13 protein-coding genes are annotated in these 12292 nt (G+C 71.2%); 11 read left to right on the plus strand and 2 right to left on the minus strand.

Going from position 1 to position 12292, the window contains the following annotated elements; all coding sequences use genetic code 11:
- Positions 1-107 precede the first annotated feature (107 nt).
- The 5 genes from C4J65_RS02635 (at position 108) to C4J65_RS02655 (ending at position 4789) form a co-directional block, all read left to right on the plus strand.
- Positions 108-1493, plus strand: a complete 1386-nt coding sequence (locus C4J65_RS02635) for an NADP-dependent succinic semialdehyde dehydrogenase (protein WP_115740901.1) — start codon at positions 108-110, stop codon at positions 1491-1493.
- A gap of 25 nt (positions 1494-1518) precedes the next feature.
- A complete protein-coding gene (locus tag C4J65_RS02640; protein ID WP_003977626.1) occupies positions 1519-1755 on the plus strand; it encodes a DUF6213 family protein in 237 nt (78 codons plus the stop codon).
- Between the two features lie 90 nt (positions 1756-1845).
- Entirely contained in the window at positions 1846-3048 is a 1203-nt protein-coding gene (locus tag C4J65_RS02645) for a 1,3,6,8-tetrahydroxynaphthalene synthase (RefSeq protein ID WP_275898143.1), read from the plus strand.
- On the plus strand, positions 3045-4259 hold the full coding sequence (locus tag C4J65_RS02650) for a cytochrome P450 (protein ID WP_115740903.1): 1215 nt from the start codon (positions 3045-3047) through the stop codon (positions 4257-4259). The genes C4J65_RS02645 and C4J65_RS02650 overlap by 4 nt, the downstream gene beginning before the upstream one ends.
- Positions 4256-4789: a cupin domain-containing protein gene (locus C4J65_RS02655; protein WP_115740904.1), complete on the plus strand. Its 534-nt coding sequence runs from the start codon at positions 4256-4258 to the stop codon at positions 4787-4789. Before C4J65_RS02650 ends, C4J65_RS02655 begins: the two co-directional genes overlap by 4 nt.
- 85 nt (positions 4790-4874) lie before the next feature.
- Here C4J65_RS02655 and C4J65_RS02660 read toward each other — a convergent pair whose 3' ends face one another.
- Entirely contained in the window at positions 4875-6101 is a 1227-nt protein-coding gene (locus C4J65_RS02660) for an acyl-CoA dehydrogenase family protein (RefSeq protein ID WP_115740905.1), read from the minus strand.
- A gap of 170 nt (positions 6102-6271) precedes the next feature.
- Between C4J65_RS02660 and C4J65_RS02665 the strand changes: the two genes are divergently transcribed.
- Complete coding sequence (locus C4J65_RS02665; RefSeq protein WP_115740906.1) at positions 6272-6928, plus strand: TetR family transcriptional regulator; 657 nt, start codon at positions 6272-6274, stop codon at positions 6926-6928.
- Between the two features lie 43 nt (positions 6929-6971).
- Here C4J65_RS02665 and def read toward each other — a convergent pair whose 3' ends face one another.
- Positions 6972-7511, minus strand: coding sequence for a peptide deformylase (def, locus tag C4J65_RS02670; RefSeq protein WP_162832986.1), 540 nt, complete (start codon positions 7509-7511; stop codon positions 6972-6974).
- 178 nt (positions 7512-7689) lie between these two features.
- On the opposite strand from def, the gene C4J65_RS02675 reads away from it, so the two are divergent.
- The 5 genes from C4J65_RS02675 (at position 7690) to C4J65_RS36285 (ending at position 12284) form a co-directional block, all read left to right on the plus strand.
- Positions 7690-8928: a MurT ligase domain-containing protein gene (locus C4J65_RS02675; RefSeq protein WP_115740907.1), complete on the plus strand. Its 1239-nt coding sequence runs from the start codon at positions 7690-7692 to the stop codon at positions 8926-8928.
- Positions 8929-8951: 23 nt separating this feature from the next.
- Entirely contained in the window at positions 8952-9680 is a 729-nt protein-coding gene (locus tag C4J65_RS02680; RefSeq protein ID WP_115740908.1) for a glutamine amidotransferase, read from the plus strand.
- 218 nt (positions 9681-9898) lie between these two features.
- Entirely contained in the window at positions 9899-10924 is a 1026-nt protein-coding gene (locus C4J65_RS02685) for a 6-phosphofructokinase (RefSeq protein WP_115740909.1), read from the plus strand.
- Positions 10925-11119: 195 nt separating this feature from the next.
- Positions 11120-12070, plus strand: a complete 951-nt coding sequence (locus C4J65_RS02690; protein WP_115740910.1) for a cytochrome c oxidase assembly protein — start codon at positions 11120-11122, stop codon at positions 12068-12070.
- Between the two features lie 43 nt (positions 12071-12113).
- Positions 12114-12284 carry a hypothetical protein gene (locus C4J65_RS36285; protein WP_016325678.1) on the plus strand — a complete coding sequence of 57 codons (171 nt, stop codon included), beginning with the start codon at positions 12114-12116 and terminating at the stop codon, positions 12282-12284.
- Positions 12285-12292 lie beyond the last annotated feature (8 nt).

Here is a 12292-nt window from a genome sequence, read left to right on the forward strand (position 1 = left end):
GGGACGCGCGGCGGGGCTGCGGCACGCACCGGCGGGACCCGTCCGCGTTGCGGCACCGCACGCCGCGCGCCAAGGTCGAAGCACGAATGCACCCAGGGAGGTCGGCCATGCCCATCGCGACGGTGAACCCGGCGAACGGCGAGACGCTCAGGACGTACGAGGCCATGGGCGAGGAGGAGATCGAGCGCCGGATCGAGCTCGCGGAGGCCACCTTCCGCACCTACCGGACCACGGGGTTCTACGAGCGGGCCGGGATGATGCGCCGGGCCGCCGACCTCCTGGAGGCGGACCAGAAGGAGATCGGCAAGGTCATCACCACGGAGATGGGCAAGCCGGTCAAGCAGGCCCGCGCGGAGGCGGCCAAGTGCGCCAAGGCGATGCGCTGGTACGCCGACCACGCGGCCGAGCTGCTGGCCGACGAGGAGCCCGCCGAGGCCGACGTGAAGGACTCCGGCGCCTCCTGGGCCCTGGTCCGCTACCGGCCGATCGGCCCGGTGCTCGCGGTGATGCCGTGGAACTTCCCGCTCTGGCAGGTGATCAGGTTCGCGGCGCCCGCGCTCATGGCGGGCAACGTGGGGCTGCTCAAGCACGCCTCGAACGTGCCGCAGACCGCCCTGTACCTGGAGGACCTGTTCCACCGGGCGGGCTTCCCCGAGGGCTGCTTCCAGACCCTGCTCATCGGCTCCGCCCAGGTCGACGACATCCTGCGCGACGAGCGGGTGCGGGCCGCCACCCTCACCGGCAGCGAGCCCGCGGGCCGCGCGGTGGCCTCCACCGCCGGGGAGATGATCAAGAAGACGGTGCTCGAGCTGGGCGGCAGCGACCCGTTCGTCGTCATGCCGTCCGCCGACGTCGAGCGGGCCGCCGAGGTGGCGGTGACGGCGCGCACGCAGAACGCCGGGCAGTCGTGCATCGCCGCCAAGCGGTTCATCGTGCACACGGACGTGTACGACGCCTTCGTGGAGCGCTTCACCGAGGGCATGCGGGCGCTGAAGGTCGGCGACCCGATGGACGAGGAGACCGAGGTCGGCCCGCTCTCCAGCGAGCAGGGCCTGAACGACCTGGTGGAGCTGGTCGACGACGCGGTGCGCGGCGGCGCGACGGTGCTGTGCGGCGGCGAACGCCCCGACGGGCCGGGCTGGTACTACCCGCCGACCGTCCTGGCGGACGTCACCCGCGAGCTGCGCATCCACCGCGAGGAGGCCTTCGGACCGGTCGCCACGCTCTACCGGGCGGCCGACCTGGACGAGGCGGTACTGATCGCCAACGACACCGACTTCGGCCTCAGTTCGAACGTGTGGACGCGTGACGACGCCGACGTGGACCGTTTCGTCCGGGACCTGGAGGCGGGCGGCGTGTACGTCAACGGGATGACGGCGTCCCATCCGGCGTTCCCGTTCGGCGGGGTCAAGCGGTCGGGCTACGGGCGTGAGCTGTCCGGGCACGGAATCCGGGAGTTCTGCAACATCACCACCGTATGGCACGGAGCGTGAGCCTTCCGCGACTACGATCCCCTTTGTGAACCGCGAAGTGACCCTGCCTCTGATCGTCGACGACCGCGGCACGCTCCAGGTCGCCGCGTCCGATGTGAGCAAGCTGCTGCGCACGGTCGGCGGGCGGTGGCTGCGGCTGGTGGAGACCGGCGAGGAGAGCCTGGACGAGGACACCGTCGCGGCCCTCACCATCGAGCTGGCGAAGCTGGCCGACCGGATCGACGTGGCCTGCATCGCCCACAGCAGCGGCCCCTCGTCCTGACGCCTGCCGCCCGCTCCCCTGACGCCTGCCGCCCGCTCCCCGAGACGGAGTAACCCGGCGAGAGATCGCCGCCCCGGTGAGCGATCGTGGATGGGCACCCCTGAAAGGGTGCGGCACTTTCCGGCCGGGGGGCGCAAGCCTTCCGCGAGGCGAAAGCAGGCACGGTTCATGGCGACTTTGTGCAGACCCTCGGTGTCCGTCCCGGAGCACGTGATCACGATGGAGGAGACGCTGGAGCTGGCGCGTCGGCGTCACACCGCCCATCCTCAACTGCCGCTCGCGCTCCGGCTGATAGAGAACACCGGGGTCCGCACCCGGCACATCGTGCAGCCCATCGAGGACACGCTGGAGCACCCCGGCTTCGAGGACCGCAACAAGGTCTACGAACGGGAGGCGAAGTCCCGTGTCCCGGCCGTGATCCAGCGTGCTCTGGACGACGCGGAGCTGCTCACCACCGACATCGACGTGATCATCTACGTCTCCTGCACGGGCTTCATGATGCCCTCGCTCACGGCGTGGCTGATCAACGAGATGGGCTTCGACAGCACCACGCGCCAGATACCCATCGCCCAGCTGGGCTGCGCGGCCGGCGGCGCGGCGATCAACCGCGCCCACGACTTCTGCACCGCCTACCCCGAGGCCAACGCGCTCATCGTGGCCTGCGAGTTCTGCTCGCTGTGCTACCAGCCCACCGACCTCGGCGTGGGCTCCCTGCTCTGCAACGGCCTCTTCGGCGACGGCATCGCCGCCGCGGTGGTCCGCGGACAGGGCGGCACCGGCGTGCGCCTGGAGCGCAACGGCTCGTACCTGATCCCCAAGACCGAGGAGTGGATCATGTACGACGTGAAGGCGACCGGTTTCCACTTCCTGCTGGACAAGCGGGTGCCGGCCACCATGGAGCCGCTCGCGCCGGCGCTCAAGGAGCTGGCGGGGGAGCACGGTTGGGACGCCGCCGACCTGGACTTCTACATCGTGCACGCGGGCGGCCCCCGGATCCTCGACGATCTCAGCACGTTCCTCCAGGTGGACCCGCACGCCTTCCGGTTCAGCCGGGCGACGCTCACCGAGTACGGCAACATCGCCAGCGCCGTCGTCCTGGACGCGCTGCGCCGGCTCTTCGACGAAGGGGGCGTCGCCGACGGGGCGCGCGGGCTGCTGGCCGGTTTCGGTCCGGGCATCACCGCGGAGATGTCCCTGGGCTGCTGGCGGACCGCGGACGTGCGGCCGGGCGTGCGACAGGACGTGACGGGGACCCCGGCCCGGGGTGTGACGCGGAGTGTGAGGCAGACATGAGCGAAGAGACGATCCCCCAGACCGTGCCGCCCGTCCGGGACTGGCCGGCCGCCGACCTGCCCGGCAGCGACTTCGACCCGGTGCTGACCGAGTTGATGCGGGAGGGCCCCGTCAACCGGATCTCGCTGCCCAACGGCGAGGGCTGGGCCTGGCTGGTGACCCGCCACGACGACGTGCGCCTGGTGACCAACGACCCGCGGTTCGGGCGCGAGGCCGTCATGGACCGGCAGGTCACCCGGCTGGCCCCGCACTTCATCCCGGCGCGCGGCGCGGTCGGCTTCCTGGACCCGCCCGACCACACCCGGCTGCGCCGCTCGGTGGCCGCGGCCTTCACCGCACGGGGCGTGGAGCGCGTGCGCGAGCGGTCCCGAGGCCTGCTCGACGAACTGGTCGACGCCATGCTGCGGGCCGGTCCGCCCGCCGACCTCACCGAGGCGGTGCTGAGCCCCTTCCCCATCGCGGTGATCTGCGAGCTGATGGGTGTGCCGGCCACCGACCGGCACGCCATGCACACCTGGACCCAGCTGATCCTGTCCTCCTCGCACGGGGCCGAGGTCAGCGAGCGGGCCAAGAACGAGATGAACGCCTACTTCTCGGATCTCATCGGGCTCCGGTCCGACAGCACGGGCGAGGACGTCACCTCGCTGCTGGGTGCCGCCGTGCGGCGGGACGAGATCACGCTGTCGGAGGCCGTCGGGCTCGCGGTGCTGCTCCAGATCGGCGGCGAGGCGGTCACCAACAACAGCGGGCAGATGTTTCACCTGCTGCTGAGCCGCCCCGAGCTGGCCGAACGCCTGCGCTCGGATCCGGAGATCCGTCCCCGCGCCATCGACGAGCTCCTGCGCTGGATCCCCCACCGCAACGCCGTCGGGCTCTCCCGGATCGCCCTGGAGGACGTGGACATCAGGGGCGTGCGGATCCGCGCGGGTGACGCGGTCTACGTGTCGTACCTGGCCGCCAACCGCGACCCGGAGGTCTTCCCCGACCCGGACACGATCGACTTCGAGCGCTCCCCCAACCCGCACGTGTCCTTCGGCTTCGGCCCGCACTACTGCCCGGGCGGCATGCTGGCCCGGCTGGAGTCGGAGCTGCTGGTGGACGCGGTCCTGGACCGGGTGCCGGGGCTGAAGCTCGCGGTGGCGCCCGAGGACGTGCCCTTCAAGAAGGGTGCGCTGATCCGCGGGCCCGAGGCCCTGCCGGTGACCTGGTGAGCGGCCTGGTCGCGGCGGCCGAGGGCCTGCTGGTGCCGCCCGGTCAGGGCCGGGTGGTGCAGGCACCGGCCCAGCACGTGACCTTCAAGGTGACCGGATCGCACTCGCGCATGGCGTCCACCTTCGAGGTGATCGTGCCGCCCGGATTCGACGTCGGCGCCCATGTGCACACCCGCAGCGAGGAGTTGTTCTACGTGCTGGAGGGCGAGCTGGACGTGCTCGCCTTCGAGCCGAGGATCCGTACGCCGGACAGCTGGGAGAAGTGGGAGTCGAGCTCGGGCAACCGGGTGGTGCGCGCCACCCCGGGCACGGTCATCGTCGTACCCCCCGGCTGTCCGCACGCCTTCGCGAACCCGACGGGCGAGCCGGCCAAGCTGTTCTTCCAGGCCGGCCCGCCCCCGGACCACGAGCGCTACTTCGAGGAACTGCTGGAGATCCTGGGCGACGGGGGCCCGCCGGACCACGAGGCGATCGAGGCCCTGCGGGCGAAGTACGACATCGAGCAGCTCACACCCCTGAAGCACCGGTGAGCATGCCGGCCTCAGGGGCGGGAGGAACCGCGCGACCAGCCACAACGGCCCCGCACCCGGCGGCGCGCCGAACCCCCCACGGCGCTCAACGAATCGGCATGCCCGCCAGCGTCCGCGCGATCACCAGCCGCTGGATCTCACTCGTGCCCTCGAAGATCGTGTAGATCGCCGAGTCGCGGTGCATCCGCTCCACCGGGTACTCCCGCGTGTAGCCGTTGCCGCCCAGGATCTGGATCGCCTGGGCGGTCACCTTCTTCGCGGTCTCGCTCGCGAACAGCTTGGACATCGAGCCCTCGGCCGCCGTGAACGGCTTGCCGTTGATCGCCATCCAGGAGGCCCGCCACACCAGCAGCCGGGCCGCGTCGATGGACGTCCGCATGTCGGCCAGCTGGAAGGCGACGCCCTGGTTGTCGATGATGGGGCGACCGAACTGCTCCCGGGTCTGCGCGTACTCCAGCGCCACCTCGTACGCGGCCCGGGCGGTGCCCACCGCCATCGCGCCGACCGCCGGGCGGGACGCCTCGAAGGTGGCCATCGCCGCGTTCTTCACACGCTCGCCGCCCTTCCTGGCCTTCTCCCGGGCGCGGGCGAGGCGGGCGTCCAGCTTCTCCTTGCCGCCGAGGAGGCAGGAGCCGGGCACGCGCACGTTGTCGAGGACGACCTCGGCGGTGTGCGAGGCGCGGATGCCGTGCTTCTTGAACTTCTGGCCCTGGGAGAGTCCCGGCGTGCCCGGCGGGACGATGAAGGAGGCGTGGCCCTTGGAGCCGAGGTCCGGGTCGACGACCGCGACGACGACGTGGACGTTGGCGATGCCGCCGTTGGTCGCCCAGGTCTTGGTGCCGTTGAGCACCCACTCGTCCTTGGCCTCGTCGTACACGGCACGGGTACGCATGGAGGCCACGTCGGAGCCGGCGTCGGGCTCGGAGGAGCAGAAGGCGGCGACCTTGACGTCGTTGGCGTCGCCGTACATCTGCGGGATCCAGGTGCCGATCTGCTCCTCGGTGCCGTTGGCGAGGACGCCGACGGCGGCCAGGCCGGTGCCGACGATCGACAGGGCGATGCCCGCGTCGCCCCAGAACAGCTCCTCCATCGCCATGGGGATGCCGAGGCCGGTGGAGTCGAAGTACTGCTGGGCGTAGAAGTCCAGGGAGTAGATGCCGACCTTGGCGGCCTCCTGGATCACCGGCCAGGGGGTCTCCTCGCGCTCGTCCCATTCGGCGGCCGCGGGGCGGATGACGTCGGCGGCGAAGCCGTGCAGCGAGTCCCGGACCTCCTTCTGTTCGTCGCTCAGCTCCATGGTGAACTCGGCCATGTCCCCTCCAGTGACGCCCGTGCATGTTACTTGCGGTAACACCGAGTCTGTTACCCGTCGGTAGGAAAAGTCAACTCCCGGGACCACCTCGCCCTCCCGTTCGATGGCCCTCGTCCCGTGAGTGTTAGTTTGCGCAGGCGTCACCGAAACAGCACGGGTGGGGAGAGCACATGAACACCACGCAGCGGGCCGATCAGCAGACATCCGCCGACCGCAGACGGCGCGAGCTGCTCGAGGCCGCCGACCGGGTGGTGCTGCGCGACGGTCCGCACGCCTCGATGAACGCCATCGCCGCCGAGGCGGGCATCACCAAGCCGATCCTGTACCGCCACTTCGGCGACAAGGGCGGACTCTACGCCGCCCTCGCCGTCCGGCACACGGACGCTCTCCTGGCCTCGCTGCGGGCCGCCCTGGACGCCCCGGCCCAGCGGCGGCAGCGGGTGGAGGCCACCCTGGACACCTATCTGGCGGCCATCGAGGCCCGCCCGCAGGTGTACCGCTTCCTGATGCACCCGGCGGACAGCGCCGGCGCTCCGGGCGACCAGTCCGAGCAGGGCTTCGACGTCGGCAGGCATTCGGCGCCGCTGCTGCGCCGCATGGGCGAGGAGCTGGCCCAGGTGATCGAGGAGCGCCTCGACGTCGGACCGGGCACCCAGCAGCTGGCCCGGGTCTGGGGTCACGGCATCGTCGGCATGATGCACGCCGCCGGGGACTGGTGGCTGGGTGAACGACCCTGCCCCCGGGAGGAGTTGGTGCGCACCCTGGCCGATCTGCTCTGGGGCCGCCTGGCCGAGGCCGGGGACAAGGCGGGCGGTCCCGGATTCTGACCGCACCGGTCGCCGCGCCGCCGGCCGTCTTCGGTGGAGGCGCTCAGCGGTGCCAGGACGCCCGGGCCACCCGGCGCATCAGCTTCCGGTGCCGCCGGCCGGTCAGGCGATCGGCGTAGACCCGCCCCTCCAGATGGTCGCACTCGTGCTGGAGGCACCGGGCGAAGAACCCCGTCCCGCGTACGGTGACCGGCTCACCGGTCGCCGTGAAGCCGGTCACCACCGCCTCGTCGTGCCGCTCGGTCCCCGCCTCCAGACCCGGCAGCGACAGACAGCCCTCGGGACCGCGCACCACCACCCCGCCGGTCTCCACCAGCCGGGGGTTCACCACGTGCCCGAGGTGCCGCTCGTCCTCGTCGTCCGGGCAGTCGTAGACGAAGACGCGCAGCGCCTCGCCGATCTGGTTCGCGGCCAGGCCCACGCCGTGGGCGGCGTACATGGTCGTGAACAAGTCCTCCACGAGCACCGAGAGTTCCGGACCAAAATCCGTCACCTCCGCGCAGGGGGCGTGCAGGACGGGGTCGCCGAGGAGGCCGAGGGGACGGACGCGCCCGTGGGCGCCCGGGATGGAGCCTTGTCGCATGGCGGCCAGAGTAAGGTCCCTGTGTCCCCCGGCGGCACGCGCCCACCGCCGGAACCGGAGGCCGGTGCCGCGATTCGGGAGTGCGAATGGATCTCGATAGGCTGAGGTCCACACCACGTGGCCGTCAGGCTTCACAGGCTTCAGGCGCGGCGCGTACGGCAAGGAGGATCGAGAACTGATGGCAGGCAACTCGGACCCGCTCACGCCGCGGGCCAAGATCGCCGTGACCGCGGGCAAGGCGGTCGCGGCGGCGTCCCGCGCCGCGGGGCGCGGCAGCGGTTCGGTGATCGGCGGCCGGGTCGCGCTGAAACTCGACCCCGACCTCCTCGGCCGGCTCGCCGGGCACCTGGACGTGACCCTGGTCTCGGCGACCAACGGCAAGACCACCACCACCCGGCTCATCGCCGAGGCGCTCAAGGCGGCCGGACCGGTCGTCTCCAACGCGCTCGGCGCCAACATGCCGGCCGGCATCACCTCGGCCCTCGCGGGTGGTGCGGAGGCTCGCTACGGGGTCATCGAGGTCGACGAGAAGTACCTCGTCGGCGTCGCCCAGGCCACCGACCCGAAGTGCATCGCGCTGCTCAACCTCTCCCGCGACCAGCTGGACCGCGCCGCCGAGACCCGCATGCTCGCCGAGAACTGGCGCGAGGGGCTGGCCGGCTCGAAGGCCGTGGTCGTCGCCAACGCGGACGACCCGCTGGTGGTGTGGGCCGCGTCCTCCTCCCCCAACGTGATCTGGGTCGCCGCGGGCCAGATGTGGAAGGACGACGCCTGGTCCTGCCCGTCCTGCGGCGGCGTGATGCAGCGCCCCGGCGACGACTGGTTCTGCGGCGAGTGCGGCTTCCGCCGTCCCACGCCGAGCTGGGCCCTGTCCGGCGACCACGTGCTCGACCCGCACGGCTCCGCCTGGCCGATCCACCTCCAGCTGCCGGGCCGCGCCAACAAGGCGAACGCCGCCTCCTCGGCCGCGGTCGCCGCCGTCTTCGGAGTGCCGCCGCAGGTCGCCCTGGAGCGCATGTACCAGGTGCAGGCGGTCGCCGGGCGCTACGACGTCGTCCAGTTCCAGGGCCGCGACCTGCGCCTGCTGCTCGCCAAGAACCCGGCGGGCTGGCTGGAGACCTTCTCCCTGATCGACCCGCCGCCGGCCCCGGTGATCCTCTCGGTGAACGCGCGCGGCGCCGACGGCACCGACACCTCCTGGCTGTGGGACGTGGACTACACCCGGCTGTCCGGGCACCCGATCTGCGTGGTCGGGGACCGGAAGCTGGACCTCGCGGTGCGCCTGGAGGTCGCGAACCAGCAGTTCCAGGTGTGCGAGGACCTCGACCAGGCGGTGCAGCTGTGCCCGCCGGGACGCATCGAGGTCATCGCGAACTACACCGCCTTCCAGGACCTGCGCCGCCGCGTCGGCAACTGACCGCGAGACTTCAGGGGATTTTCGTGAGCGACAACCAACTGCGGATCGTCTGGATCTACCCGGATCTGCTCAGCACGTACGGCGACCAGGGCAACGCCCTCGTCGTGGAGCGCCGGGCCCGCCAGCGCGGCCTCGACGTGGCACGGCTCGACGTGCGCAGCGACCAGCCGATCCCGACCTCCGGCGACATCTACCTCGTCGGCGGCGGCGAGGACCGGCCGCAGCGGCTCGCGGCCGAGCGGCTGCGCCGCGACGGCGGCCTGTACCGGGCGGTGGAGAACGGCGCGATCGTCTTCTCGGTCTGCGCCGGCTACCAGATCCTGGGCCACGAGTTCATCAACGACCTCGGCCAGCGCGAGCCGGGCCTCGGCCTGCTCGACGTGGTCTCCACCCGCGGTGAGGGCGCACGGTGCGTGGGCGACGTCCTCGGCGACATCGACCCGCGCCTCGGCCTGCCCCCGCTGACCGGCTTCGAGAACCACCAGGGCGTCACCCACGTCGGGCCGGGCGCCCGCCCGCTCGCCCAGGTCCGCTTCGGCAACGGCAACGGCACGGGGGACGGCACCGAGGGTGCGTACAACGACACGGTCTTCGGCACGTACATGCACGGCCCCGTGCTGGCGCGCAACCCGCTGATCGCGGACCTGCTGCTCAAGCTGGCCCTCGACGTGAACGCGCTGCCGCCGACCGACGACCGCTGGTACGAGGCGCTCCGCAACGAGCGCATCGCGGCTGCCCAGCAGCCTGCGTGAACACAGCTGCCCAGCAGCCCGCGTGAACACAGCCGCGCAGCAGCCCGCCCGAGCGCTTTCCCGACGGCCCGTCTGATGACACATCCGCACAGGTGAGCGGGTGCGTCCAGTAGGCGGACGCGTGGTTCGGCCCCGCCCCCTCGTACCGCTAGGGTGGCGGGGATCGAGCCGGACAGCGCGGTCCGGACCCGTGCCACGTTGAGAAGGTATTTCGGGCTATGCGCATTGGTGTCCTCACGTCCGGCGGCGACTGCCCCGGCCTGAACGCCGTCATCCGGTCCGTCGTACACCGCGCCGTCGTCGACCACGGCGACGAGGTCATCGGTTTCCGGGACGGCTGGAAGGGCCTCCTGGAGTGCGACTACCTCAAGCTCGACCTCGACGCGGTGGGCGGCATCCTGGCACGCGGCGGCACCATCCTCGGCTCCTCCCGGGTCCGGCCCGAGCATCTGCGGGACGGCGTCGAGCGGGCCCGCGGCCACGTCCGGGAACTCGGCCTCGACGCGATCATCCCGATCGGCGGCGAGGGCACGCTGAAGGCGGCCCGGCTGCTCTCCGACAACGGCCTGCCGATCGTGGGCGTGCCGAAGACCATCGACAACGACATAGCGGTCACCGACGTCACGTTCGGCTTCGACACGGCGGTCACCGTCGCCACCGAGGCCCTGGACCGGCTGAAGACCACCGCCGAGTCGCACCAGCGGGTGCTGATCGTCGAGGTCATGGGCCGGCACACCGGCTGGATCGCGCTGCACTCGGGCATGGCGGCCGGCGCGCACGCGGTCGTCGTACCGGAGCGGCCCTTCGACATCGACGAGCTGACCGCGAAGGTCGGGGAGCGTTTCTCCGCGGGCAAGCGGTTCGCGATCGTGGTGGCGGCGGAGGGCGCCAAGCCGAAGACCGGCACCATGGACTTCGACGAGGGCGGCAAGGACGTCTACGGCCACGAGCGCTTCGCCGGGATCGCCCGCCAGCTCTCCATCGAGCTGGAGGAGCGGCTCGGCAAGGAGGCCCGGCCGGTGATACTCGGGCACGTCCAGCGCGGCGGCACGCCGACGGCGTACGACCGGGTGCTGGCGACGCGGTTCGGGTGGCACGCGGTGGAGGCGGTGCATCGCGGGGAGTTCGGGATGATGACCGCTCTGCGGGGGACCGACATCGAGATGGTGTCGCTCGCCGAGGCGGTGGAGTCCTTGAAGACGGTGCCGGATGCGCGGTACGCGGAGGCGGAGTGTGTTCTCTGACCTGCCGGTCGGAGCCCGGGCCCTGAGGTGATTCGCGGTCCGCGGGCCGTACGTGGCTTGTCGCGCAGTTCCCCGCGCCCCTGAAGGGCGCGTTTCACCGCCCCCAGTCGCGAGTGCGGCCGGGGGCGGTTCTAGTCTTGCTTCGGACAAGCGGCGTTCAAACGCGCTCAACCCCCACGAAACAGGAGCGGGCGGATGGATCACAGCGGGCACGGCATGACGATGGATCTGCCGCCGTTCACGCTGGGGCGGGGGCTCGCCTGGTCGGCGGATCCCTTCTTCCTGATCGCCTGCCTCCTGGGACTGGCGCTGTACGGCTGGGGCGTCGTGCGTCTGGTGCGGCGCGGTGACAAGTGGCCGGTCGGCCGGACCGTGGCCTTCGTGACCGGTGTGCTGAGCGTCGCCCTGATGATGTGCACCAAGCTGAACGACTACGGCATGGTCATGTTCAGCGTGCACATGGTGCAGCACATGGTGATCAGCATGGTGTCGCCGATCCTGCTGCTGCTCGGCGCCCCGATCACACTGGCCCTGCGCGCGCTGCCCCCGGCGGGCCGCGGCCGCAAGGGTCCCCGCGAGCTGCTGCTGATGCTGCTGCACAGCCGCTACATGCGGATCATCACGCATCCGGCGTTCACCATCCCGCTGTTCATCGCGAGTCTGTACGCCCTGTACTTCACCCCCCTCTTCGACACCCTCATGGGCTCGCAGGCCGGGCACATCGGGATGATGGTGCACTTCCTCGCCGTGGGTGTGGTGTTCTTCTGGCCGATCATGGGCGTCGACCCGGGCCCGCACCGGCCGGGCTACCTGATGCGGATGCTGGAGCTGTTCGCGGGGATGCCGTTCCACGCCTTCTTCGGCATCGCGCTGATGATGGCCTCCTCCCCGATGGTCGAGACGTTCAGGAACCCGCCCGCCTCGCTCGGCATCGACGCGCTCTCCGACCAGAACGCGGCCGGTGGCATCGCCTGGGCCTTCAGCGAGGTCCCGTCCGTGCTGGTGCTGCTCGCGCTGCTCTTCCAGTGGTACGCCTCGGAGGAGCGTCAGGCCCGGCGCAGCGACCGGGCCGCCGACCGCGACGGCGACAAGGAGCTGGCGGCGTACAACGCCTACCTGGCCTCTCTGAACACACGCGGCGGCTGAACGGGGCACCATGGAGGGCAACGGACACGAGGAGGGTGTTGCGATGCCCGGTTCCACGGACAGTTCGACGAAGACGATGGGGGCGCTCACCATCGGTGGTCTCGTCGCGGTGACGGCGTACACGGTGGCGCTCGGGAGTAACGGCTGGCTGTGGTTCGGCTGGGTCGTGCTCGGTCTGATCACCCTGGGGCTGGTGGCCACGCGCAGCGCCTGAGCCCCCAC

The organism is Streptomyces sp. CB09001 (assembly GCF_003369795.1).
GTDB lineage: Bacteria > Actinomycetota > Actinomycetes > Streptomycetales > Streptomycetaceae > Streptomyces.

Coding starts and splice junctions, on each gene's coding strand:
- C4J65_RS02685 (WP_115740909.1), top strand. CDS start 9,899: ATGCGCATTGGTGTCCTCACGTCCGGCGGCGACTGCCCCGGCCTGAAC.
- C4J65_RS02690 (WP_115740910.1), top strand. CDS start 11,120: ATGGATCACAGCGGGCACGGCATGACGATGGATCTGCCGCCGTTCACG.
- C4J65_RS02635 (WP_115740901.1), top strand. CDS start 108: ATGCCCATCGCGACGGTGAACCCGGCGAACGGCGAGACGCTCAGGACG.
- C4J65_RS02645 (WP_275898143.1), top strand. CDS start 1,846: ATGGGCACCCCTGAAAGGGTGCGGCACTTTCCGGCCGGGGGGCGCAAG.
- C4J65_RS02675 (WP_115740907.1), top strand. CDS start 7,690: ATGGCAGGCAACTCGGACCCGCTCACGCCGCGGGCCAAGATCGCCGTG.
- def (WP_162832986.1), bottom strand. CDS start 7,511: ATGCGACAAGGCTCCATCCCGGGCGCCCACGGGCGCGTCCGTCCCCTC.
- C4J65_RS02650 (WP_115740903.1), top strand. CDS start 3,045: ATGAGCGAAGAGACGATCCCCCAGACCGTGCCGCCCGTCCGGGACTGG.
- C4J65_RS02660 (WP_115740905.1), bottom strand. CDS start 6,101: ATGGCCGAGTTCACCATGGAGCTGAGCGACGAACAGAAGGAGGTCCGG.
- C4J65_RS36285 (WP_016325678.1), top strand. CDS start 12,114: ATGCCCGGTTCCACGGACAGTTCGACGAAGACGATGGGGGCGCTCACC.
- C4J65_RS02665 (WP_115740906.1), top strand. CDS start 6,272: ATGAACACCACGCAGCGGGCCGATCAGCAGACATCCGCCGACCGCAGA.